22 protein-coding genes are annotated in these 23,633 nt (G+C 37.8%); 17 read left to right on the forward strand and 5 right to left on the reverse strand.

Annotation, left to right across the window (positions count from 1 at the left end):
* Window positions 1-5: 5 nt before the first annotated feature.
* Window positions 6-794 carry a serine hydrolase gene (locus tag ACFOUV_RS06385; RefSeq protein ID WP_379495956.1) on the reverse strand — a complete coding sequence of 263 codons (789 nt, stop codon included), beginning with the start codon at window positions 792-794 and terminating at the stop codon, window positions 6-8.
* A gap of 219 nt (window positions 795-1,013) precedes the next feature.
* Here ACFOUV_RS06385 and ACFOUV_RS06390 point away from each other — a divergent pair, with 219 nt between their 5' ends.
* The 8 genes from ACFOUV_RS06390 to ACFOUV_RS06425 all read left to right on the forward strand — a co-directional run bounded on the left by ACFOUV_RS06390 (window position 1,014) and on the right by ACFOUV_RS06425 (window position 9,357).
* Entirely contained in the window at window positions 1,014-2,015 is a 1,002-nt protein-coding gene (locus ACFOUV_RS06390) for a TAXI family TRAP transporter solute-binding subunit (protein WP_379495957.1), read from the forward strand.
* Window positions 2,016-2,121: 106 nt separating this feature from the next.
* On the forward strand, window positions 2,122-2,673 hold the full coding sequence (locus tag ACFOUV_RS06395) for a DUF1850 domain-containing protein (protein WP_379495958.1): 552 nt from the start codon (window positions 2,122-2,124) through the stop codon (window positions 2,671-2,673).
* On the forward strand, window positions 2,666-4,669 hold the full coding sequence (locus tag ACFOUV_RS06400) for a TRAP transporter permease (protein ID WP_379495959.1): 2,004 nt from the start codon (window positions 2,666-2,668) through the stop codon (window positions 4,667-4,669). Before ACFOUV_RS06395 ends, ACFOUV_RS06400 begins: the two co-directional genes overlap by 8 nt.
* A 102-nt stretch (window positions 4,670-4,771) precedes the next feature.
* Window positions 4,772-6,112, forward strand: a complete 1,341-nt coding sequence (locus ACFOUV_RS06405; RefSeq protein WP_379495960.1) for an MATE family efflux transporter — start codon at window positions 4,772-4,774, stop codon at window positions 6,110-6,112.
* Between the two features lie 26 nt (window positions 6,113-6,138).
* Window positions 6,139-6,597: a hypothetical protein gene (locus tag ACFOUV_RS06410; protein ID WP_379495961.1), complete on the forward strand. Its 459-nt coding sequence runs from the start codon at window positions 6,139-6,141 to the stop codon at window positions 6,595-6,597.
* The gene (locus tag ACFOUV_RS06415) at window positions 6,575-7,198 is read left to right on the forward strand and encodes a lysozyme family protein (RefSeq protein WP_379495962.1); all 624 of its coding nucleotides are present in this window, start codon (window positions 6,575-6,577) and stop codon (window positions 7,196-7,198) included. Before ACFOUV_RS06410 ends, ACFOUV_RS06415 begins: the two co-directional genes overlap by 23 nt.
* A 596-nt stretch (window positions 7,199-7,794) precedes the next feature.
* Window positions 7,795-8,172 (forward strand): RidA family protein, encoded by a 378-nt coding sequence (locus ACFOUV_RS06420; protein WP_379495963.1) that lies wholly within the window; start codon window positions 7,795-7,797, stop codon window positions 8,170-8,172.
* 15 nt (window positions 8,173-8,187) lie between these two features.
* Window positions 8,188-9,357 (forward strand): iron-containing alcohol dehydrogenase, encoded by a 1,170-nt coding sequence (locus ACFOUV_RS06425; RefSeq protein WP_379495964.1) that lies wholly within the window; start codon window positions 8,188-8,190, stop codon window positions 9,355-9,357.
* Window positions 9,358-9,439: 82 nt separating this feature from the next.
* On the opposite strand, the gene ACFOUV_RS06430 is transcribed toward ACFOUV_RS06425, so the two are convergent.
* Both ACFOUV_RS06430 and ACFOUV_RS06435 read right to left on the reverse strand, forming a co-directional pair.
* Window positions 9,440-9,685 (reverse strand): DUF1450 domain-containing protein, encoded by a 246-nt coding sequence (locus ACFOUV_RS06430; protein ID WP_379495965.1) that lies wholly within the window; start codon window positions 9,683-9,685, stop codon window positions 9,440-9,442.
* 652 nt (window positions 9,686-10,337) lie between these two features.
* Complete coding sequence (locus ACFOUV_RS06435; protein WP_379495966.1) at window positions 10,338-11,537, reverse strand: MFS transporter; 1,200 nt, start codon at window positions 11,535-11,537, stop codon at window positions 10,338-10,340.
* Between the two features lie 284 nt (window positions 11,538-11,821).
* On the opposite strand from ACFOUV_RS06435, the gene ACFOUV_RS06440 reads away from it, so the two are divergent.
* Both ACFOUV_RS06440 and ACFOUV_RS06445 read left to right on the forward strand, forming a co-directional pair.
* A complete protein-coding gene (locus ACFOUV_RS06440; protein WP_379495967.1) occupies window positions 11,822-12,709 on the forward strand; it encodes a DUF1002 domain-containing protein in 888 nt (295 codons plus the stop codon).
* An 88-nt stretch (window positions 12,710-12,797) separates the two neighbouring features.
* Window positions 12,798-14,315 (forward strand): MFS transporter, encoded by a 1,518-nt coding sequence (locus ACFOUV_RS06445; protein ID WP_379495968.1) that lies wholly within the window; start codon window positions 12,798-12,800, stop codon window positions 14,313-14,315.
* Between the two features lie 13 nt (window positions 14,316-14,328).
* On the opposite strand, the gene ACFOUV_RS06450 is transcribed toward ACFOUV_RS06445, so the two are convergent.
* Window positions 14,329-14,703: a DUF3899 domain-containing protein gene (locus ACFOUV_RS06450; RefSeq protein WP_379495969.1), complete on the reverse strand. Its 375-nt coding sequence runs from the start codon at window positions 14,701-14,703 to the stop codon at window positions 14,329-14,331.
* Window positions 14,704-14,989: 286 nt separating this feature from the next.
* Here ACFOUV_RS06450 and ACFOUV_RS06455 point away from each other — a divergent pair, with 286 nt between their 5' ends.
* The 6 genes from ACFOUV_RS06455 to ACFOUV_RS06480 all read left to right on the forward strand — a co-directional run bounded on the left by ACFOUV_RS06455 (window position 14,990) and on the right by ACFOUV_RS06480 (window position 21,979).
* Window positions 14,990-16,705 carry a peptide ABC transporter substrate-binding protein gene (locus ACFOUV_RS06455; protein WP_379495970.1) on the forward strand — a complete coding sequence of 572 codons (1,716 nt, stop codon included), beginning with the start codon at window positions 14,990-14,992 and terminating at the stop codon, window positions 16,703-16,705.
* 156 nt (window positions 16,706-16,861) lie between these two features.
* Complete coding sequence (opp3b, locus tag ACFOUV_RS06460) at window positions 16,862-17,791, forward strand: oligopeptide ABC transporter permease (RefSeq protein WP_379495971.1); 930 nt, start codon at window positions 16,862-16,864, stop codon at window positions 17,789-17,791.
* 1 nt (window position 17,792) lies between these two features.
* Complete coding sequence (opp3C, locus tag ACFOUV_RS06465) at window positions 17,793-18,947, forward strand: oligopeptide ABC transporter permease (protein WP_379495972.1); 1,155 nt, start codon at window positions 17,793-17,795, stop codon at window positions 18,945-18,947.
* A gap of 18 nt (window positions 18,948-18,965) precedes the next feature.
* Window positions 18,966-20,009 (forward strand): ABC transporter ATP-binding protein, encoded by a 1,044-nt coding sequence (locus ACFOUV_RS06470; protein ID WP_379495973.1) that lies wholly within the window; start codon window positions 18,966-18,968, stop codon window positions 20,007-20,009.
* Window positions 20,009-20,938: an ABC transporter ATP-binding protein gene (locus ACFOUV_RS06475; RefSeq protein ID WP_379495974.1), complete on the forward strand. Its 930-nt coding sequence runs from the start codon at window positions 20,009-20,011 to the stop codon at window positions 20,936-20,938. The genes ACFOUV_RS06470 and ACFOUV_RS06475 overlap by 1 nt, the downstream gene beginning before the upstream one ends.
* Window positions 20,939-21,184: 246 nt before the next feature.
* Entirely contained in the window at window positions 21,185-21,979 is a 795-nt protein-coding gene (locus ACFOUV_RS06480; protein WP_379495975.1) for a LysM peptidoglycan-binding domain-containing protein, read from the forward strand.
* Window positions 21,980-22,064: 85 nt separating this feature from the next.
* On the opposite strand, the gene ACFOUV_RS06485 is transcribed toward ACFOUV_RS06480, so the two are convergent.
* Window positions 22,065-22,196: a hypothetical protein gene (locus ACFOUV_RS06485; RefSeq protein ID WP_379495976.1), complete on the reverse strand. Its 132-nt coding sequence runs from the start codon at window positions 22,194-22,196 to the stop codon at window positions 22,065-22,067.
* Window positions 22,197-22,427: 231 nt separating this feature from the next.
* Between ACFOUV_RS06485 and ACFOUV_RS06490 the strand changes: the two genes are divergently transcribed.
* Window positions 22,428-23,618 (forward strand): glycine C-acetyltransferase, encoded by a 1,191-nt coding sequence (locus ACFOUV_RS06490; RefSeq protein ID WP_379495977.1) that lies wholly within the window; start codon window positions 22,428-22,430, stop codon window positions 23,616-23,618.
* The last annotated feature ends 15 nt before the right edge of the window (window positions 23,619-23,633 follow it).

Below are 23,633 nucleotides of genomic sequence, written 5' to 3' on the forward strand. Positions count from 1 at the left end.
ATGTATTAATCAACCAAGTAAGCCATTAACAGTTTTCCAATTGCGGTAATGTAGTTTTGAGCATCACCGTTGTTATCCCAACCTTCAGTGAGAATGGCTGCCTCTACTATTTTTCCGTCTGCTATCATTATTGCTGCATCATGCTCCACCCCGTGTAATTCACCGGTCTTGTGATAGATTTTTATTCGGGAACTTGTTTGTTGAAAAGCAGATAATTTACTATTAAATTGTTGATTACTAAATATTTCTAGAATTTCGCCACGACTGTCCATGGAAAAGTAGTCGTTTTCTCTGGAGAAAAGTTTCAGAAGACTTACAATATCACCCGCAGTGGTAGCGTTTTCATTTCCTTCCAACTGCGCTTGATCGTCCATGAATTTCCTTTTAATAAATGTATGATTACAACCTATCCTTTTTGCAAATCTATTCGTGCGATCAATTCCTACCGCATCAAGTAAGATGTTTGATGCAGTGTTATCTGAAACGATTATCATTAGCTCCAACAAATTTTGATAGCTATAAACGTGAGAGTTCGTCAAATACTTGATAACCCCAGACCCTTCTACCATCTTGTCCGAGTTAATATACACAAGTTTTTCCAATGAAAGAGACCCTTTTTCAACTTGCTGGTATGCTTCAGCCATAATAAATAACTTGGCAAGGCTGGCGGCTTTTCGTGGTGTGGCGGAGTTAATACTTATAGTACCTTCATCTGTATGTATTGCGATGGAGAATTTATCAACAACATCTTTTGTTAATGAAAGTAACGCAATTTCCAATTGTTTAAGAAGCATTTAATTCCCCTTTCATTTCAGAGATAAATAAATATATTCCTATTAACGACTATCATATTGAATTTTCATAATATTGTCAAGAAACCTTTGGGGGGAGATACCAGTTTTATGGGCTTCTGAACCATCATCCCTAACAGGTATACAAAAATTAATTTGACAATATCACAAAAATCAGGGTAAGATAATTTTATTACACTATATACAATAGGGGGAGTTTAAATGAAAAAGAAGAATTTGTTTTCGACAGCTGCTTTGTTATTGGCAATGATTTTATTCTTGGCTGCGTGTGGCGGAGATGATAGCGATAACAATACAGACGATGGAGCGTCTTCAGATGGGGAAGATAAACTAGAATTCTTACAAATGCTAACAGGTGGAACGAGTGGTACATATTACCCGCTTGGTGGAGAGATGGCTACAAATATTACAGAAGCAACAGGTATTCAAACGGACGCGGTTTCCTCAAACGCTTCTGCTGATAATGTAATTGCCTTACAAGAAGGCGATGCAGAACTTGCCTTTGTACAAACCGACGTTGTAGCAAATGCTGTGGAAGGTATTAATGCTTTTGATGGTAATCCGGTTGACAATGTGCTTGCAGTTGGATCACTATACCCTGAAACGATTCAAATTGTTACTTCAGCTGATTCAGGTATTGCTACTGTTGAAGACTTAGCTGGTAAAACCGTTTCTGTAGGTGCTCCTGGTTCAGGAACTTATATTAATGCAGAACAGATTCTCGAAGTCCATGGAATGACGATGGATGATATTGATGCTCAAAACCTTGACTTTGGTGAATCAACGGGTGGTATTCAAGATGGAAATATTGATGCAGCATTCATTACAGCAGGTACGCCAACTGGTGCTGTAGAAGGTCTATCTGCTACAGTTGATGTTTCAATTGTTTCAATCGAACAGGACAAAATTGATGAAATGGTTGAAAAATATCCATATTATGCTGAAGATACAATCGCGGCAGGAACTTATGGACTTGAAGAAGATGTAACTACAGTAGCAGTACTTGCTATGCTTGCTGTTGCAGACAGTGTTCCAGAAGATACTGTATATGAACTTACAAAAGCAATTTATGAAAATGCATCCAGCATGGCTCATGCAAAAGCTGAATTTATTACACTTGATTCAGCATTAGACGGCATTGGCATTGATGTACATCCTGGTGCACAGAAGTATTTTGATGAAGAAGGAATTACTGCAGAATAGGTATAATCAAATAACAGGAATGGCCGACTGTCCATCTTTGGCTGTCGGCTATTTTTTGATTTTCATTTGAACCTAATCCAGATTTTATTTTTTAGGTGGATTAAAAATGCGACATAGAATAAGAAATATTTTAATACTTATGGCATTACTTAATGTAATTGGACTTACGCTACTCGTTCCATTTCGTACTTCGTTAGTATTTTATGAAAAAAACACTGATCATCTAGAGGCATTTCTACCAATTTCAATCGGAGATACATTCCAATTAATATTCACACATTCGATTCACTTAACAGATGTAGTTGAGAAATATGAAGTGACTGATAAATATCATATGAAACAATATGAAATTGTGTATGAAGAATTCGGTATTGGTATGCCCTCAAACGCCCAGGAAGGTGAGACTTTCACATATGAAGATGGAAAATATCACATAAAAGATCTGGATAATTATTTTTCCACGATGAAAGTCAGAAATGGTAAAACAGTTTCCGAAAATCGCCTAGCATGGGAAACTACCTCATCCAACTTAAACACCTCCCCAGAGAAGCACGAAGTATGGTTTAATGATTATTTTGAGCCTGGTGCCTGGTATACAGTTAAAATAGAAAAATTAACCTTATGGGAATATTTGAAAGGAGTGAAAATTCATGAGTGATAAAAAAGATCAATATGAATTAACCGCAGAAGAACAACAGGAGTTATTAGAGAAATATGATACCGAATCAAGCACGCGCGATGTCGGTGGGATTATTGGTAAAGTAATCTTTTTGACATTAATCGCATTTTCTTTATTTCAGATTTACACTGGGATATTCGGACAGTATACAGCTTACATACAACGAACAGTTCACTTAGGGTTTGCATTATCACTGATATTCCTTTTGTATCCGGCAAGAAGAAAAACAAAGAAAAATTCCATCCCATGGTATGACTATGTGCTTGTCGTGCTGTCGATTATTGTATCTGCTTATTGGCCGTTGTTTTACGATACACTCGTACAGCAAATTGGGGGTATTGAAGGTGCACAAGTAATTATTGGGGGATTAGCAATATTACTAGTTTTAGAAGCTGCTAGACGAGCGGTCGGCCTTCCAATTACGATTATCGCTGTATTTTTTCTCATTTATGCTTTATTCGGTCCAAATATGCCCGGAATGCTGGCACACCGTGGACTCAGTTTAGAACAATTGATTGACTCGATGTTCTTTACAACAGAAGGTATTTTAGGTACTCCATTACAAGTATCATCAACATTTATCTTCTTATTCTTATTGTTTGGAGCATTTCTTGTTCAAACTGGTGTCGGTCAATATTTTAATGACTTGGCGATAGCAATTGCTGGTAAACGTACTGGTGGACCAGCGAAGGTTGCCATTTTTTCCAGTGCATTGAATGGTACAATTTCAGGAAGTTCTGTAGCAAATACGGTTACTACAGGTTCGTATACCATTCCAATGATGAAAAAACTTGGATATCATAAAAACTTTGCTGGAGCAGTAGAAGCGGCAGCATCGACTGGTGGGCAAATTATGCCGCCGATTATGGGAGCAGCAGCATTCCTTATGATTGAATTTGCTGGGGAAAGCTACTGGAATATTGCTAAAGCAGCAACGATTCCGGCTATATTATATTTTGCGGGAATCTGGATTATGACCCATCTAGAGGCGAAAAGGATTGGTCTGCTCGGTCTGCCTGACAAAGATATTCCAAGTAAACTTTCTGTACTTAAAAAAGTACATTTACTATTACCAATTTTAGCGATTGTGTACTTCTTATTTGTCGGAATGAGTGTAGAAAGAGCTGCACTTTATGGTATTTTAACAACCATTATCGTCAGCATGTTTAGAAAGGATACTCGAATTACACCAAGTAAGTTCATCGTTGCATTGCAATCAGGTGCCAGAACTGCTTTGGGTGTAGCCGCAGCAACTGCTTGTGCGGGTATTATTGTCGGTGTTGTAACGAAAACGGGTTTGGGTCTGAAACTTGGGAATAGTCTAGTAAGTATTGCGGGTACACTAGCTAATTCAGTGGAAGCGCAATTGCTACTAACTTTATTCTTTACGATGATTACTTCCATTATTTTAGGAATGGGATCACCTACAACAGCCAACTATATTATTACGTCAACCATAGCATTACCGGCAATTCTAGCATTGAATGATAATCTTGAAGTGGCTATTCCAGTGCTTGCAGCGCATATGTTTGTTTTCTATTTTGGTATTGTCGCCGATATTACACCGCCTGTTGCTCTAGCTGCCTTTGCTGCCACGGGTATATCTGGAGGAGAACCAATACGTACAGGATTTAATGCAGCAAAACTTGCCATTGCAGCATTTATTATTCCATATATGTTTGTGTTAAATCCTACGCTTTTAATGATTGATGCGACATTTATGGATATAGCCTGGGCACTCCTAACGGCACTTGTTGGAATGATGGCTATCGGTGCCTGTATGATTGGCTACTGGTATAAACCACTTAACTGGTTTGAAAGAATTATTACACTTATTACAGGTTTAATGTTATTGTACCCAGAGGGAAATACAGATATCTTTGGTCTAGGGATATTCATCGTTCTTCTAATTATACAAATCATTAACCGAGAAGATAAAAAGGGGCAACCGCAACAATCAGGTAGTGAAGCATAGAAGTAAATGATAATAGAGGTGATCGGGTGCGTATCCGATCACCTTTATTCGTTGGTTATTTTGTAGAAAACGAAATAAGATTCAAAGAAAGCTGGTCATTTTATGAAAAAGCAACATGATTTTACAAAAGGTAATATCGTAAAGCAGCTAATCATCTTCTCTGGTCCCATCATGCTCACGAACTTACTGCAAACATCGTATCAGTTTATTGATAGTCTTTGGGTAGGTAATCTCTTAGGGGCAAACGCATTGGGTGCAATAGCCCTATCAAGTACGATTATTTTTATTGTACTTTCATTTATTATCGGATTAAATAATGCAGCATTGACGATTTTGTCTCAGCAAAAGGGGAAAGACAGTGAAGATGGACTAAAACGTTATTTGAATGCATTTGTCGTATTATTAACGACAATCTCTTTTGCTCTAGGTCTTGTTGGATATCTGTTTTCAGAACAATTTTTATTACTTCTGGGAACACCGGAAGTAATGATGGATCAAGCAAATGCTTATCTTAAGATAAATTTCCTCGGAATTTTGTTTTTATTTGGCTATAACTTTATAAGTACGGTACTCCGTTCTATCGGTGACAGTAAAACACCGATTCGCTTTGTTACGATTGCAGTTTTATTAAATATTGTTTTGGACCCACTCTTTATAAGTGGGTTAAACTGGGGAGTGGAAGGTGCAGCGTATGCAACCGTATTGTCACAAAGTATTGCCTTTTTGTATGGACTATTTCATGTATTGTATAAAAAACTGGTGCCATTTAGTATTCCAAAGTTGCCTTCAAGAACAGAGGTCGGTTTAATATTAAACTTGGGAATCCCTTCTGGTTTACAGATGTCTGTTATCTCTGCAGGATCTGCAGCAATCATGACTGTTGTCACTACTTTTGGTGGAGGGGTTGTTGCAGGATTTAGTGCTGCGCAACGATTGGATAGTGTTCTTATGCTCCCTGCCCATGCGCTGAGTACAGCTGTTAGTAGTATGGCGGGTCAAAATATTGGTGTTAGGTATTGGAACCGGGTCAAAGACATCGCTAAGTATGGCGTACTATATAATTTTTCTGTTATGCTTATTATAGGTATACTAGTAGCTTTCTTTGCAGAATATGGAGTAAAATTATTTATCCGTGAAGAAGAAGCGGTTGAATTCGGAACTAGATATTTACAGATTATCGCACTATGCTATCCATTTCTAGGAATCAATTTTATATTGAATGGAATCGTAAGAGCTGCAGGGGCAATGTATCAGGTATTAGTCTTAAATATTATTTCGTTTTGGGTCTTGCGTTATCCGCTCACTGCGTTGTTTGCTACCTTCTTTGGTGAGACGGGTATTGCAATTGGGATGGGTGCAAGCTTCATTGTAAGCAGTTTGGTTGCTGTCCTGTATTACCGGTTTGGTAAATGGCGTGAGAAGGATTTGTTTAGAGAGAAGTGATCCTTATAACTATTGGAGCTATTACAATGAAACGATTACTTAAGCTTATTATTATAGGAGTTATATCTGGATTTATACTCGGTGGATTTTTAAATCTTGTAGAACAATTAACAGGGAAAAAAGTCTATGTGCTTTTAATGAATATAGATTATTTCCCTATAATTGGTACTCAGGAAATAAGTGCGACAGTAGAATTTGGGTTACATGTAATCATTTCTATTCTGCTTGTAAATGTTATTTATTTTTTGTTCAGAAAGTGGAATATAACTACCCGATTGACACCTTATATTCTAGTAAATGGTTTAGTCGGTGGTATGCTGTATAGTACAACTGCTTTATCAGAACGAACGCCGGCTATTAATGATCTTTCAGCTTTTATTTACTGGTTTGGCGGCCATATTATATATGGCATAGTAGTTTGGTTTTTAGTAATCATTTTGATAGATAAAAGGAAAGATAGAAATGTCAATCAACAGAAAATTTAAACAAGCTATAAATCAAGTTTTAGTGATAGCACTATCGTTAATTGGTGTTTTTCTGATTCTTTCATTCGTGACCTACGAAAGGCCGGATCATTTACCAAAGAAAACCTCTGCATTAATTAGTGAGGAAGTGCGAAGTTATGAACCGTTGGTCGATAAATATGCGAAAGAATATGATGTAACTGAATACGTGGATGTTATTCTAAGCATGATGATGCAGGAATCAGGAGGAAGAGGCACTGATCCTATGCAATCATCTGAGAGCTATTGTGGGCAGGTGGGCTGTATTGAGGATCCTGAGCTATCTATTAAACAGGGAGTCTATTATTTTTCTAAAACATTAGAGGATGCCAACGGTGACTTGGAATTAGCTATTCAATCCTATAATTTCGGACGAGGATTTATTGATTATGTTCATGAACAAATGGGTACATATTCTGTAGAGACTGCAATTGATTTCTCCCAGCATATGTATGAAAATGCTCCCGACAAATCGATATATACTTGTCTGCGTAAAGAAGCTAAACAATACGATGCCTGTTATGGAGATATATATTATGTGCAATCTGTTATGCAGTATAGGGACGTATTAGCATTGGAATAAAGAAACTGGTAAAATAAAATAAAGTATTGTGAATTAATTAGGCTCTTTTCGTAATGTTTGTTGCTTTTTAAACAACGCAGAGTTGAGATTAAGTGTGAAGTAACTGCTTTTCCCGCCGTCCGGGACCGCTCTGGGCGGATGCGCATCCTTAGGGCACGGCCTCAGCCCCGAAGAGAAAACCACTCTTCAGGTCTTCGGACACGTGCTGTTCCCGCAGGAGTCACCGCCCGCCGCTCACCCGGACTGGTGAAGTTGTGATACGATTTTTATATAATATCACTAAGCTGTTAATCTTTTGTAGGCTTAACACCAGCTCTGGGAAATATACGAAGACTTCTGCGGGAGGAAAGGCATAGGTGAGACTCTGAAATGCGTTAGCATGAAGAGGCTCACCAGCCGCCCGCGGAAAGCGAAGTATATTTCTCAGAGCGGTCGCCGAAGTTTCTGCATACGGATAGAAAACCAGCAGTTACTTCGCAGTTTACATATTTTGTGAAGTAACAACAATTCTTTTCGTTGGGACGAGTAACCGCAGCCAGAAAACAGCCATTATTCAAATGTGATACGAGACAAAAAAGGAAATGGGAGGAATTCAAATGGTAAAAGCAATTCAGACAGAAAAAGCACCAGCGGCTATTGGTCCATATTCACAAGCAATACAGGCGGGGGACTTTTTATATGTTTCCGGACAAATACCAATCAACCCTCAATCAGGCGAAGTAGTTGATGGAATTGCAAACCAAACGAAACAAGTATTGGAAAATTTAAAAGCAATTTTGGATGAAGCAGGGACTGATTTTAATCAAGTCGTTAAGTTTACCATTTATTTATCCTCGATGGAAAATTTTGCAGAAGTCAACGAGATTTATGGTCGTTTTCTAACAGAACCATATCCTGCAAGAGCAACGGTTGAAGTGAGCCGTTTACCTAAAGATGTATTAATTGAAATGGATGTTATAGCGTATACCAAATAGCAGGAGGTAATTTTCATGGAAAATTTTGTATATCAAAATCCGACTAAATTAATTTTTGGTAAAGGACAACTCGATAAACTGTCTGATGAAATAAAACCATACGGAAAACGAGTACTCATCGTTTATGGTGGTGGCAGTATTAAACGTAATGGCGTTTACGATAATGTCATCAATGAATTGGGCAAGATTGGAGCAGAAGTATTCGAATTGTCTGGTGTCGAACCCAATCCGCGCATTACAACCGTCCGTAAAGGTGTGGAAATTTGTAAAAATGAAGCAATTGAATTCCTGTTGGCAGTTGGCGGTGGAAGCACCATTGACTGTACAAAGGCAATTGCAGTTGGTGCTACAACGGAGGCGGATATGTGGGATGTCGTTACCAAGAAAGTAAAGGCTGAATCAGCATTGCCGTTTGGTACGGTTTTAACGCTTGCAGCTACTGGCTCGGAAATGAATGCAGGCTCGGTTATTACAAATTGGGAAACAAATGAAAAACATGGTTGGGGATCACCTTTTTCATTTCCGAGGTTCTCTATTCTAGACCCTGTTCATACATTTTCCGTACCACGTGACCAGACCATATATGGTATCGTGGATATGATGTCCCATGTATTGGAACATTATTTTCATCAAACGCCGAATACAGCTATTCAGGATCGCTGGTGTGAGGGGATATTATTAACGATTATCGAAACGGCTCCAAAACTGCTAGGGCAACCAGACAATTATGATTACCGGTCAACAGTCATGCTTGGTGGAACATTAGCACTGAATAACATGCTGAACATGGGGTATCAGGGTGATTGGGCGACACATAATTTGGAACATGCAGTATCCGCCGTACATGACATTCCGCATGGTGGAGGATTAGCAATTTTGTTTCCAAATTGGATGAAACATGTATTGGATGAAGAAAATGCACCTCGATTTAAACAACTTGCTATTCGAGTATTCGGAGTGGATGCTACAGGTAAATCCGACAAGGAAGTTGCTCTTGAGGGGATTGACAGACTAAGCGATTTCTGGAGTAGTATAGGTGCACCGTCAACATTGGCTGATTATAATATCGATGAAAGTTCTATAGATGTTATGGCAGAAAAAACAGTTATAGCAAGACCGGAATTCGGTGTTTATAAGAGACTCAACAAACAGGATTCCGTTGAAATATTTAAAGCAAGTTTATAAATATCAATCAGAACGGATATCGACAGTATCTCCCTATTTCCTGGGAAATACTGTCGAAATAAATAAAAAAAGAACTCGCTGTTTATTGATATACAGCGAGTTCTTTTTTTATTTGTTCTCTTATTTTCCCCAGACACTCTTCTGGAGTTTTACCAGAGACACGCTTATTATTAACGAGTGCATAAGGCCGTAACGCACATAGGCCGCAAAACGATAAGCACTCATTCATTAATACTGCCACTTCGGGAAACTCTGCTTCGATGATACCTTCTATATCTAATGTAGTGATTGCATTACCGTCACAGACTTCTACAACGACTATACCCATTGCTATCACTTTCTTTCTTTGAGAGGTTTTAATATAGCTCTGTTAGTTTTAGCATATTTACTTATACAAATCAATCATTCCGTATTAAATCACAGGAGAAGGGTTTTTCAAATCCTTTTATATAAGTGTTTTCTAAATGATAGGGACTGCTTGTAGTTATTTCATAAAATCTATAAACTGCGAAGTAAGATAAACTTCGGCGACCGCTCTGGGAAATACACTGCGCTTTCCGTGGGCGGCTGGTGAGCCTCCTCGCGCTAACGCACTTCGGGGTCTCACCGATGCCTTTCCTCCCACTGGAGTCTCCGTGTATTTCCCAGAGCTGGTTAGAAGGTTGTTGACAATAACTACACTTTCGGGTAGCTAAAATAGCATAATACAGCTTCACCAGTCCGGGTGAGCGGAGGGCGGTGACTCCTGCGGGAAAAGCACGTGTCCGAAGACCCCGCAGAGTGGGTTTCTCGAGGAGGCTGAGGCCGTGCCCGCGGAAAGCATCCGCCCGCAGCGATCCCGGACGGCGATAGAAGCACAGGATTTTGGATATCAGCTAGCAGTTAGTTCGTAGTTTATCTCAACTCTGCAATGATTAAAAAGCAACAAACATTACGAATAGTGCCCTCTGTAAAAACGGTGGGCGGAGTTGCTTTCCGGTTTATCGTGATGAAAAGGATTGTGAATGCTTTGGTGAATATTCATATTTATACCAGATGATAAGCATAATAACGCCACTTAATACAAGTAGCATACTTGTTATAAAGAACACAGAAGGAAATCCCCATAAAGCTGCAACCAATCCTCCAAGGGCTGGTCCGATTATATTACCAAGGAAACGAAGACTCGTATTATAACCAAGTACTTCTCCCTGCATGGACAAAGGAGCTTCTTGGCGAATATAGGCTATTCTTAATGGCACAATTCCGCCAATAGATACCCCGAGGAGGAACCTTAGAACAATAAGTTGCCATATGTTCGTCACAAAAGCACCAGGTAAATATACAATCCCTGCGAAGAATAGGAGAACTATCAATATCTTGATATATCCAATTTGATCCCCTAATTTCCCCCATCTTCGTGACATCATAAGATTCCCTAAGCCGGCAGCAGAGAAGGCCATCCCGGAGAAAAAGGCAATATTTACCGGTCCATGAATATCCTCAACAAATAATGAAAGGATAGGCTGAATGCTGAAATGGGCAATCTGCACCAGTGTAGATAACAGCATGACAACAAGGAGAACGGGTCTCTGAATAATATGTTGAAGTACTTCTTTACTGCTATATGATTTATAATCATTTTTATCATCGGATAATTTTAGTTTTACTTCTTTAACACCGTACATGACAAGTAGTCCAGAAATAAAGATTGTAATGGATACCCATTTAAATGTGCTTGAATATCCAAATGTATCTGCTAGAGCCCCACCAAGCATTGGGCCCATTAAAGCACCAGTGATACTGCCTGTTTGAAGTGTACCGAGCACCTTGCCCGCAACTTCTTTTGGCGTCTGTGTTGAAATGAATGCCTGTGACATCGGAATAAATCCTGTCACGATACCCATAAAGAGACGTAATAAAAAAAGTTGCCATATCGTTGTGGCAAACCCCATTAAAAAAACAGATATTCCAATACCGAATGCAGATATAATCAATATATTTTTTCTGCCATATTTATCACCAATTCTTCCCCATATCGGAGAGAAAATAAACGCAGCGATGAAAGTAACTGCAAAAGTTAATCCTGACCATAGTTGGACATAGGAGTCGGAAAAGTTCCCCATCGATTCAATATATAAGGATATGAATGGAATTACCATTGTCATACTTCCGCTAACAAAGAAGTTAGCAAACCACATGATAGCTAGATTACGGTTTACTGCTTGGTTTGTATCTTGGATTCCAAAGACCTTCTTTCTTAAAATGTATTTCGTTACCCTAAATATACAGGAACACGAAATATATTTGAAGTTATTAGCTTCATTTGAACTTATTTAGAAAACAATTACTGCACAAAAATAAAAATATAACAAAATATGTTATTATGAATTCGAAAACGTTATAATAGAGGAACAAAATAGTATTATTTTTGTTTCATGTAAGCATATAAATTAACGATGATGGAAAAGGGGAAATTGAAACCATGAAATATACATTAAAAGCAATTGGATTATGTCTGATCGTCTTTGCACTTGCCATTGGATTTACTACACCTGCAGCAGCAACATCAAACACAATACTTATATATGGGGAAAAGCTAACGGATACGCAGCGTACAGACGTTCGTGAACTTCTGGATATATCCGATTCGGATCCTGTTGTAGAATATGATGTAACGGGTCAGGATTACGCAGATTTTATCAATGGAAACCCAAATTCCAACATGTACTCCTCTGCAAGGATTATTTTGGAAAATGATGGAGCAGGGCTAACAGTAAATATTGTTACACCAGAAAATATTACCGAAGTTACGGGTGCCATGTATGAGAATGCATTGCTGACTGCTGGAGCAGAAAATGCTACCGTTGATGTTGTTTCCCCAGTCCAAGTGAGTGGTCATTCCGCCTTAACAGGTATTTACAAAGCCTACAATGAAGAAGGCGAAGAACTCGACAAGGAACGAATGGAAATTGCCAATGAAGAGTTAAATGTGGCAACAGATCTGGCTGAAAATGAAGATGTTTCTCAGGAAGAGGTTAGTACATTATTAAGTGAAATTAAACAAATGATTGCTGATCAAAATCCGGCTACAAAAGAAGATGTGGAGCAAATCGTCAGTGAGCAATTGGATAAACTTGAAATTAGCTTAAGTGAGGAAGACCGTCAAATGCTGATTGACTTATTTGATAAAATGCGTAATCTGAACATTGATTTTGGTGCAGTTAAAAGCCAGTTGGAGGATATCGCCAATACAATTGCCGATAAAGCAGATGAACTAGGGCTTGATGCGGGATTCTGGGAAAAGGTTGCTAATTTTTTCAGTGAAATATTCCAATCATTAAGTAATTTTCTCAAAGGATTGTTTAACTAACGATTGATACAATAAATTTATATGCAGCAAAAGGACTCCATTAAAACTTGGGTCCTTTTGTTATGCTTTTCTCTTGGAGCTGATAACGGTGGAGCAAAACAAGGCATCACAAAAATGGACGATTACGCTATTTACGATAGGCGTGTTTATGGCGGGTTTGGATAATGGAATTATCAGTACTGCATTAACCACGATCAATGACTCCTTTGAGGTTTCTCCATCTTGGGGAACATGGAGTATTACAATCTACACTCTGGGAATGGCGATTAGTGTCCCAATTGTTGGTAAATTATCGGATCGATTCGGCAGGAAACGATTATTTATAGTGGAAATACTGTTATTTGGGATTGGTTCCTTACTCGTTGCATTAAGTCCGAACTTTATATTTCTTTTAATGGCGAGACTGTTACAGGCGATTGGCGGAGGCGGAATCTTCATTATAGGGAGTTCCCATATCTTATCTACTCTTCCAAAGGGAAAACAAGGGAAAGCGTTAGGGATGTTAGGAGGAATGCATGGATTATCAGCAGTTATCGGACCTAACCTTGGAGCTGTTATTTTAAGTTTAACGGGATCCTGGCATTGGATGTTTCTTATTAATCTCCCTATAGCTGCGTTCCTGATTATATTTGGCTTTCTGAAAATGGAAGAAACAAAGGCTGGAACTGCAAAACCGTTAGATTTCAAAGGAAGTATACTTTTAACAGTCGGAATACTAACATTTATGTATGGAATTACCCAATTTGATAGTGGGTCTGTCATAATAAGTATTTTCATACCTCAGGTAGTAATACTTTTAATCATTGGAATTGTATTGTTTGTTTTATTTATTTTCCACGAACGTCAACTTGAACAAAAAGGCGGAGACCCGATTATTGCTTTTTCGTTACTGAATAATCGTTTGTTTAAGGTTACGTTACTATTAGGATTAATTTCTGGTGGGTTTTTGGCAGGTATCATATTTATTCCTGCTTTTGTTCAACAAGTGTTGCAGGTTCCTGTAGAACATGCAGGCTATTGGCTAACTCCTCTAGCTATAGCTTCCGGAATAGGAGCAGGTCTTGGAGGTGTGCTGACAGATAAGTACGGAGCGTCAAATGCAATATCTCTCTCGGGTGTACTGGGACTCTTTGGATTTCTTTTATTTGCCTTTTGGGTAGAAGGGTTTTTCTCCTTTGTATTGGCAAGTATTCTAGCTGGTGTAGGGTTGGGTATTTTGCTGGGTGCCCCACTGAATATGTTGGCAGGAGAGAGTGCACACAATGGGGGAAAAGGAATGGCGTTAGGAACGTTATCTTTAGTAAGACAAATAGGTCTAATCTTATTCCCGATTGTGTACGCCGGTTTTATGACAGGAGCATTTACAAAAATTGAACCTGCTATTCAACAAAAATTCGGACACACTTTAGTAGAATCAGATAATTATGGTGGTTTAATAACCAGTGTCGATGCTATTGCAGACCCTGAATTGCATATAGATATTCTGGATACAGCAACGAGCGTAATAAACACAGGTTTTTCAAACATGTTTATAACAGCCGCTGTTCTATCCATTCTTGTGATGATTTTTGGTATATATCTGAACAAATTTAAAAAGCCCATCTAATTTGATAGGCTTTTTAAGTGGTGTAGTAAATAACAAGTAGAAGGACGAGAAATAAAATCATACCTATGCTTTGAAATTTAAGAATTGCGTAAAGACCAGTATTTACGTTTTTTGATGGAAGTGGTTTACTTTTCCATTCATCCATATAATCCCTTTTAGACATCATGCCTCGAAATCGTCTGAAACCAAATGTAATCCCATCGTAAAATCCACCTTTAATTGTATATACTAGTAAAACGGATAAAACATAGAAAAAGCATACATAAAAAACAATGTTAATATAATTTTCCAGATCATAAGTGGTGGGAAATAAAAAAAATAATACCCCAATCAATAGAAAGTTGAGCATGAATAAAAACCAATTATTTTTTAATAGATTCATTATCATTCGTAGTCACCTTTAAAATGTAGTACTAAAAATTATATCATAATTTATTACTAAGGTCCGATGTAAAATATTTCTAAAGTTTTTTTGATGCTAAAAAGGAGTCTAAAGTAGCGGTTTGAAGCGATTTTCTAAACCTTATATTACATAAAGTTTACAATTTAATTAAAAAAATGCTTTACAGACTTCTCAGATTAATTGTATACTTTATAATAGATTCCAATTGGCAGTTTGCTAGAAATAGCTTAAATTGTCAGAATAATAGAAAACAAGGGGAGGTCTTTTAACAATGAAATTTAAATTGTCATTGTTAGTTGTACTTGGCTTATTGCTAAGTGTATTTCTAGTCGCATGTGCTGGTGGAAATGAAGAATCATCAGAAGAAACTGCAGAAGAGTCAACAGAGGAAGAAGCAACGGAAGAAGAAACAACAGAAGAAGCGACTGAAGAAACTGAAGGCGAAAATGTACTTAATTTTATTAACGGAGACGCTATTCCATCAATGGATCCATCGATGGCAACCGATGAATATGGATTTCAGTTCCTTGGTGCTACAATGGAAGGTCTTTACCGTTTAGATGAAAACGCAGAACCAACTGAAGGTATTGCAACAACACACGAAACAAGTGATGATGGTCTTACATGGACATTTAATTTACGTGAAGACGCAGTCTGGTCAAATGGTGACCCTGTAACTGCACATGACTTTGTTTATGCATGGCAACGTGCTGTAAATCCTGATACTGGATCTGAGTATGGCCCATACATGATGAGCGGAGTAATTAAAAACGCTACTGCTGTAAGTACAGGTGAAGCAGCTGTTGAAGATTTAGGTGTTACAGCTGAAGATGATTATACATTGGTTGTTGAATTAGAAAACCCAACACCATATTTTGAATCGCTTACAACTTTTGGAACATTCCTACCATTAAACCAAAAGTTTGTTGAAGAACAAGGCGATAGCTTTGCAACAAGCTCAGATACTTTATTATCAAATGGGCCGTACATGTTATCTAACTGGGATAGCACAAGCAGTTCATGGGATGCAGTAAAGAATGAAGATTACTGGGATGCAGAAACAGTACAATTAGACAAAATGACTTACGAAGTAGTAAAAGATGCACAAACTCAAGTCGATTTATATGAAGAAGGAACAGTTGATCGTGCAACCATTTCTTCGGATCTTGTAGATCAATACTCGACACATGAGGATTATGTAGTTACACCAGAAACTTCAGTATTTTACTTGAAATTGAATCAAACAAGAAATGATGCACTTGCAAACACGAACATTCGTACTGCGATTAGTAAAGCATTTGACAAGCAATCTGCTGTTGATGTAATTCTTAACAATGGTTCGATTGTTGCTAATGGTCTTGTTCCAGCTGAATTTACTCCGATGCCGGAATCTGGTGACGATTTCCGTGAAGTAAGTGGAGACCTTGTAACATATGATAAAGAAGCAGCTCTAGAAGCTTGGGAAGCTGGCTTAGAAGAACTTGGTACAGATACCGTTGAATTGGAATTACTTGGCGGGGATAGTGAGACAGCTAAAGTAATGGATGAATATCTTGCTAATCAATTAGAAACAAATCTACCAGGTCTATCAATTACATTAAAACAAGTACCATTTGAACAACGTCTAGATTTAGATACTAATATGGACTATGATATTCAGACCGCTGGTTGGGGACCAGACTATCTTGACCCATACACTTTCTTAAGCCTATGGATTACAGACGGTGGAAATAATAAGATGGGCTTTTCTAACGCTGAATATGATGCATTATTAGAAGAAACAACAACTGAACTTGCAACGGATAATGTTGCTCGTTATGAAAACTTCTTGGAAGCTGAAAAAATCCTATTTGAAGAAGCAGCTATAGCTCCAATTTATCAAAGAGCTAAAGCTCAATTAATTTCTCCGAAAGTGGAAGGCGTATTCGTGAATCCATTCGGTGCAACGTATGAGTACAAGTGGGCAACGGTTGGCTCAGAAGGATAATACATTATTTATTAACTAAATAGAGCTAACAATCTAAAGAATAAGAGAGTATATGGCCATCAGGTTATACTCTCTTATTCCCTTTTAATGAAAAAAACTTATAATAATGAACATTTCTAAAATATCAATAAAATTAACTATTAGGAGGTGCAGAAAATGGTTCGCTACATATTACGACGAATTTTTTATATGGCAATTACACTATTCATTATCGCTACTGTATCATTCTTTCTAATGAAGATGCTGCCAGGTAGCCCGTTAAGTGCCGAAAACAAGCTAAGCGAAGAACAGCAAACAATCGTTTTGGAAAAGTACGGATTAAATGACCCCGTCCCAGTGCAATACGTTAACTATCTTGGTGGACTTGTCCAAGGAGATCTGGGTTTATCATTTGCCTTTGATAATACACCAGTTACTAAAATTCTAATGGATCGAATTGGTCCTTCTGCACAATTAGGTGCTCAAGCATTATTAATAGGAACATTTTTAGGTATCCTCTTAGGACTAATCGCCGCGATTTCCCACAATGGATTCTTGGACTATTCCTCTACCATACTTGCTGTATTAGGTACATCCATACCTTCATTTGTACTAGCAGGTCTGCTGCAATGGTATTTAGCAGTTGAGTTAGAGCTATTCCCAGTCGCATTATGGGGGACATTTGAACATACGGTATTGCCTACAATAGCCCTGATGATTTTCCCAATGGCAACAGCAGCTCGTTTTACTAGAACAGAAATGATAGAAGTAATGGGCTCTAATTATATAACTACTGCACGTGCTAAAGGTTTAAGTGAATATGGAATTATATTCAAGCATGGTTTACGTAATGCATTGATTCCATTAGTAACCGTAATCGGACCAATGGCAGTTAGTTTGATGACCGGGACATTGGTTATAGAAGAAATATTTGCTGTACCTGGAATAGGGGAGCAATTTGTGAAGTCGGTTATGGTTAATGATTACCCTACTATTATGGGAACAACACTAATGTTTGCATTTTTGTTTGTTGTGATAATTTTAATAATTGACCTCCTATATGTATTAATCGACCCTAGAATTAGGCTTACAGGGGGAGAGAATTAGTATGGAAAAAGATAACAAAAACAATATTCCAAAGGATTTGCTTGTCCCTCTTAAACGTAAAGAAGATACGAGTGAGAAATTATCGGGTCCAAGCAGAACATTTATGCAAGATGCAAGGAGAACATTCTTTAAAAATAAGCTGGCAATTTTATGTTCGCTAATCTTGATTGTCATTGTCATAATGAGTATTGTCGGTCCAGGCATGAATGAATATGAACTGGATGATCAGGACTTATCTAGAGCAAAAATGCCACCACATATACCAGTGTTAGAAAATATATCATGGTTAGGTTTTGATGGAACTCTCACGGGTGAGTATAGGGGAGATACAGCAGAACATGCTGCAGAGAATGCAATCGCACGTTATGATAACCAGGAAGATTTTATTGATATAGAAGTAAAAACGGAGGGCGATGGGACTAAAAATTCTGCTGAAGTAGAAGCTACTTATCATGTCTACGATGCAAAAGATATGTCTGATCAATACTATTGGCTAGGAACAGATACACTCGGTCGTGATCAATGGACAAGACTATGGCTCGGAACGAGAGTCTCTTTAATTATTGCGTTAGTTGCCGCTGCAATTGATCTTGTTGTCGGAGTTGCCTATGGTGGTATATCTGCTTATTATGGTGGAAAAGTAGATAATGTCATGCAACGAATATTAGAAGTACTGGTCGGTATACCGAACCTGGTAGTTATACTCCTGATGATTCTAGTACTACAGCCGGGCATTTTGTCCATTATCATAGCCCTTTCCATAACGGGTTGGATAGGTATGGCCCGAATTGTTAGGGGAGAAGTATTGAAACTGAAAAACCAGGAATTTGTTTTGGCAGCACGAACCTTAGGTACTTCAAATGGAAAAATAATCTCCAAGCACCTATTACCGAACATTAGCGGTATTATTATAATTAACACGATGTTTACGATTCCTAGTGCCATTTTCTTTGAAGCATTTCTAAGCTTTATCGGTCTAGGTCTAGTTCCACCAGATGCTTCACTCGGTACATTAATAAATACAGGGTTTGATAATCTTAGACTCTATCCATATCTATTAGTATTTCCGGCAGTTTTAATTTCTGTAATTATGATTGCATTTAACTTAATAGCTGATGGATTAAGAGATGCATTTGACCCTAAAATGCACAAATAAAAAGGTGGGTGTTACTAAATGAGTAAATTATTGGAAGTCAAAGATTTAAATGTTTCATTTAACACCTACAACGGTGAAGTACAAGCTGTTCGAGGTGTGAACTTTGACTTAAACAAAGGGGAAACATTAGCAATTGTTGGGGAGTCAGGATCAGGAAAGTCCGTGACATCCTTGTCATTAATGCAACTTCTTCCAAAACCACATGGTTATGTGAAATCTGGTCAAATTCTTTTTGAAGGTGAAGATATAGTTACTAAATCTAGTTCAGCTATGCAAAAAATACGAGGAAAAGATATTTCCATGGTATTTCAGGACCCGATGTCTGCCCTTAACCCTACAATGAAAATTGGAAATCAGATTATGGAAGGTTTGATTAAACATCAGGGTATGAACCGCTCTAATGCTAAGAAAAAAGCATTGGAACTATTAGAGTTAGTAGGCATTCCTAAAGCCGAATCTAAAATGAGTCAATATCCGCATCAATTCTCTGGAGGAATGCGTCAGCGAGTTGTAGTGGCAATCGCACTGGCGTGTAATCCGAAGATTCTAATCGCGGACGAACCAACAACTGCACTTGATGTTACAATCCAAGCACAAATTCTTGAGTTAATGAAAGATATCCAGAAACAAACAGAAAGTGCGATTATTTTCATTACACATGATCTTGGCGTTGTAGCAAACGTCGCGGATAGGGTAGCGGTTATGTATGCTGGGAAGATTGTGGAAATAGGAACGACAGATGATATTTTTTACAATGCAAAGCATCCATATACGTGGGGTCTCCTAGGATCAATGCCTACGTTAGAAAACGATGGAGAAGATTTATTCGCGATACCTGGAAGTCCTCCTAATATGTTGAATCCGCCTAAGGGAGATGCGTTTGCTCCAAGGAATAAATTTGCAATGGAGATTGACACTGTAATGGAACCTCCGATGTTTAAAGTATCTGATACACATTATGCTGCAACATGGTTATTGCATGAAGATGCTCCGAAGATCGAACCTCCTGAAGCAGTGAAGCGCAGAATGCAAGGATTTTCTAGTACAGGCGGTGATGCATAATGGAGCAGGAGAAATTATTAGAAGTAATAGACTTAAAAAAACATTTTAAAGTAGGACGTAATCATGTTAACAAAGCTGTTGATGGTATCTCCTTCGATGTATATAAAGGCGAAACATTTGGATTAGTTGGTGAATCCGGATGTGGGAAATCAACTACAGGCAGAACAATTATCCGTTTATATGAAGCGACAAATGGACAAGTTAAATTTAATGATGAAGATGTTCATGGGAAAAAGTCGAAAAAAGATCTTCTTAAATTTAACCGGAAAATGCAAATGATATTTCAAGATCCGTCTTCTTCCCTTAACCCGAGGATGACAGTTATGGATATTATTGCAGAAGGAATAGATGTCCACAATCTTGCTGAAAATGAAAATGAGAGAAAAGAAAGAGTGGAAGAGCTTCTGGAGGAAGTAGGTTTAACGAAAGAACATGCAACCCGCTTTCCACATGAGTTTAGTGGTGGACAAAGACAACGTATAGGTATTGCCCGTGCCTTGGCTGTAAAACCCGAACTCATTATTGCAGATGAACCGATATCCGCCCTTGATGTATCCATCCAAGCGCAAGTTGTAAATCTACTTAAGAAGTTGCAAAGAGATAAAGGGTTAACCTATTTGTTTATTGCACATGATCTTTCAATGGTTAAGTATATAAGTGATCGAATCGGTGTTATGTATATGGGAAATATGGTAGAACTGGCTGACAGTGATGAATTATACAAAAACCCAATACATCCATACACAAAATCTTTATTATCTGCTATCCCACTGCCAGATCCAAGGTATGAACGTTCCAGAACACGTGTTGAATATGACCCTTCAGCACATGATTTAAGTGAAGCACCTGAATTCAGGGAAGTTAAACTAAGACACTGGGTTCGTTGTACCACAAAGGAATTAGAGCAATATAAAAATGAATTAAAGTAATCTAATCTAATAAAAAACGCTTGCTGTCATTTGATAGCAAGCGTTTTTATATAGAACTAGTCTAGTAATGTGACAAAACCCAAGAATATGCAACATAAAGCGCTTTATATTACAAGTCTATAAAAATTGTAATATAAACTCGCTATTTAGTAATTCTTGTAATAGACTCTTAAACCACCTGTAACTGTATTCCGGTATTTCGTGTGATAGTATTAAGACTGTCAGAAATTCAAGGAGGTACATCAGATGAAAAAACTATTAGCAGCAATTGCTGCAGGTATTATTATTACTGGCACAGCTGCAACATCTGTTTCAGCTGAAGAACATCAGGTACAAAATGGAGAGAGTCTTTGGAAGATAGCAAATGAATACAACACAACTGTTGAAGAGTTGATAAATATAAACGATCTAAAATCTACTGTAATCCACCCGAAAGAATTATTGTTTATTAACGACACATATTCAGTAAAACAAGGTGATACATTGATCAGTGTAGGTGAAGATTATGATATATCTGTAGATGAGTTAAGAGAGTGGAATGACTTAAAAACGGATTTAATCGTAATCGGCCAAGATTTATATATTAAAGGTGTTAACATAGATCAGGAAGATACAAAGCCTGCTGAAATAGAAGCAGTAGCTGAAGAAGCACCTGTAAAAAAAGAAGAGAAATCTAGCAAACAAGGTACAGAAAATACGGCAGAAGTTAAATCTGAAAAAGTAGATAACACATCAGAGCAAACTCCTGAAGGAAAAACCATTTCAGTGTCAGCAACTGCATATACTGCAAAATGTGATGGCTGTTCTGGGGTTACGTATACTGGTATGGATTTAAATAAAAATCCAAATGCCAAAGTTATCGCTGTAGACCCTAATGTAATCCCATTAGGTTCAGAAGTATATGTTGAAGGTTATGGCTATGCAACTGCAGCTGATATCGGTAGCGCTATTCAAGGAAATAAAATCGATCTACATGTCCCAACAAAAGATGAAGCTGTTGCATGGGGTGTTCAAACAGTTGATGTAACAATTGTAAATTAATAATTATTGTCAGTAATAATAAAAGGAAAGCACTTATATTAGGTGCTTTCCTTTTTGTGTTTATTTTTAAACGTATATAGAGTATTTATAGTTTAATTTCCGTAGAATAATCTTTCTCCTCAATTACTTCATCTGGTGTTTCAGTTAAATCATTATATCCAACAAAGCCAATTACTACAATAATCGTTGCAAATAAAGCAAGCAAAACCTTTCTCATTTAGCATTTCCTCCAGCATTTTATATCTATATTGTTAGTATAGTAGATAGGCATACAAATCACCATAGGAAAATACAATAAATATATAAATAGTACCAAAAGTTTTATTTTATTCTTAGGAACTACAGTCATAAAACACGAATAACTGTTATGGTAAACGTATGTTGATTAACAATTAGCAATTAAATTTTAGGAAAAACAGAGCCTACTTACGTAAGGAGGATTTAACATATGAGTAATAATATGTTGAACAGTTTTTTAAATAACAATATTGCCGATTTGAAAGATAGAGGCCTTTACAATGAGATTGATACTGTTCAAGGTGCAAATGGCCCGGTTATTAAAGTGAAGGGGAAAGAACATATCAATCTTTCATCCAATAATTATCTCGGCTTAGCTACCGATGAACGCTTGAAAAAACTGGCAAAAGAAGCTATCGATTCTCACGGTGTCGGTGCTGGAGCAGTTCGTACGATAAACGGTACGCTTGACCTTCATATCAATTTGGAGGAGACAATCGCCAAATTTAAAGGAACAGAAGCAGCTATTTCGTACCAATCAGGGTTTAATTGTAATATGGCCGCTATTTCGGCGGTAATGGATAAAAACGATGCCATTCTATCAGATGCATTGAATCATGCATCAATTATTGATGGATGCCGCCTATCAAAGGCTAAAATTATTCCATTTGAGCATTCGGATATGAATAATTTACGTCAAAAAGCAAAAGAAGCGGTTGATTCGGGACGTTACAATAAAATCATGATCATTACCGATGGTGTATTTTCTATGGATGGAGATATTGCTAAACTTCCGGAAATCGTTGAAATTGCTGAGGAACTTGACTTGATTACGTATGTGGACGATGCACATGGATCTGGTGTTACAGGCAAAGGTGCAGGGACCGTTAAACAGTTCGGACTCCAGGATCAAGTGGACTTTCAAATGGGTACCTTGTCAAAAGCTATCGGTGTTGTTGGCGGATATATAGCTGGTAAGCAAAATCTCATCGATTGGCTGAAAGCTCGTTCGCGTCCATTTCTATTTTCTACAGCAGTTTCTCCAGCAGATGCAATTGCAAGTACACGAGCAATTGAGCTATTAATGGAAAGTACGGAATTAAATGAAAAGCTGTGGGAAAATGGAAATCATCTTAAAGATGGTCTAAAAAAATTAGGCTTTAATATAGGTAATAGTGAAACACCAATTACGCCATGTATTATTGGTGATGAAAAAAATGCCCAGGAATTCAGTAAAAGGCTTTTTAAGGCGGGTGTATATGCGAAGGCCATTGTTTTCCCAACGGTGCCGCGTGGAACAGGTCGCGTTCGTAATATGCCAACTGCAGCACACACAAAGGAAATGCTTGATGAAGCAATAGCAATCTATGAAAAAGTCGGCAAAGAAATGGGCTTCATCTAACTGGGTTGAAGAGAA

The organism is Oceanobacillus longus (genome assembly GCF_042650085.1).
Taxonomy (GTDB): Bacteria; Bacillota; Bacilli; order Bacillales; family Amphibacillaceae; genus Oceanobacillus; species Oceanobacillus longus.

What these genes read in the sequence shown, in the direction of transcription:
- ACFOUV_RS06385 (WP_379495956.1), bottom strand. Translation starts at nt 794, where the DNA reads ATGCTTCTTAAACAATTGGAAATTGCGTTACTTTCATTAACAAAAGAT.
- ACFOUV_RS06390 (WP_379495957.1), top strand. Translation starts at nt 1,014, where the DNA reads ATGAAAAAGAAGAATTTGTTTTCGACAGCTGCTTTGTTATTGGCAATG.
- ACFOUV_RS06395 (WP_379495958.1), top strand. Translation starts at nt 2,122, where the DNA reads ATGCGACATAGAATAAGAAATATTTTAATACTTATGGCATTACTTAAT.
- ACFOUV_RS06400 (WP_379495959.1), top strand. Translation starts at nt 2,666, where the DNA reads ATGAGTGATAAAAAAGATCAATATGAATTAACCGCAGAAGAACAACAG.
- ACFOUV_RS06405 (WP_379495960.1), top strand. Translation starts at nt 4,772, where the DNA reads ATGAAAAAGCAACATGATTTTACAAAAGGTAATATCGTAAAGCAGCTA.
- ACFOUV_RS06410 (WP_379495961.1), top strand. Translation starts at nt 6,139, where the DNA reads ATGAAACGATTACTTAAGCTTATTATTATAGGAGTTATATCTGGATTT.
- ACFOUV_RS06415 (WP_379495962.1), top strand. Translation starts at nt 6,575, where the DNA reads ATGTCAATCAACAGAAAATTTAAACAAGCTATAAATCAAGTTTTAGTG.
- ACFOUV_RS06420 (WP_379495963.1), top strand. Translation starts at nt 7,795, where the DNA reads ATGGTAAAAGCAATTCAGACAGAAAAAGCACCAGCGGCTATTGGTCCA.
- ACFOUV_RS06425 (WP_379495964.1), top strand. Translation starts at nt 8,188, where the DNA reads ATGGAAAATTTTGTATATCAAAATCCGACTAAATTAATTTTTGGTAAA.
- ACFOUV_RS06430 (WP_379495965.1), bottom strand. Translation starts at nt 9,685, where the DNA reads ATGGGTATAGTCGTTGTAGAAGTCTGTGACGGTAATGCAATCACTACA.
- ACFOUV_RS06435 (WP_379495966.1), bottom strand. Translation starts at nt 11,537, where the DNA reads ATGTGGTTTGCTAACTTCTTTGTTAGCGGAAGTATGACAATGGTAATT.
- ACFOUV_RS06440 (WP_379495967.1), top strand. Translation starts at nt 11,822, where the DNA reads ATGAAATATACATTAAAAGCAATTGGATTATGTCTGATCGTCTTTGCA.
- ACFOUV_RS06450 (WP_379495969.1), bottom strand. Translation starts at nt 14,703, where the DNA reads ATGATAATGAATCTATTAAAAAATAATTGGTTTTTATTCATGCTCAAC.
- ACFOUV_RS06455 (WP_379495970.1), top strand. Translation starts at nt 14,990, where the DNA reads ATGAAATTTAAATTGTCATTGTTAGTTGTACTTGGCTTATTGCTAAGT.
- opp3b (WP_379495971.1), top strand. Translation starts at nt 16,862, where the DNA reads ATGGTTCGCTACATATTACGACGAATTTTTTATATGGCAATTACACTA.
- opp3C (WP_379495972.1), top strand. Translation starts at nt 17,793, where the DNA reads ATGGAAAAAGATAACAAAAACAATATTCCAAAGGATTTGCTTGTCCCT.
- ACFOUV_RS06470 (WP_379495973.1), top strand. Translation starts at nt 18,966, where the DNA reads ATGAGTAAATTATTGGAAGTCAAAGATTTAAATGTTTCATTTAACACC.
- ACFOUV_RS06475 (WP_379495974.1), top strand. Translation starts at nt 20,009, where the DNA reads ATGGAGCAGGAGAAATTATTAGAAGTAATAGACTTAAAAAAACATTTT.
- ACFOUV_RS06480 (WP_379495975.1), top strand. Translation starts at nt 21,185, where the DNA reads ATGAAAAAACTATTAGCAGCAATTGCTGCAGGTATTATTATTACTGGC.
- ACFOUV_RS06485 (WP_379495976.1), bottom strand. Translation starts at nt 22,196, where the DNA reads ATGAGAAAGGTTTTGCTTGCTTTATTTGCAACGATTATTGTAGTAATT.
- ACFOUV_RS06490 (WP_379495977.1), top strand. Translation starts at nt 22,428, where the DNA reads ATGAGTAATAATATGTTGAACAGTTTTTTAAATAACAATATTGCCGAT.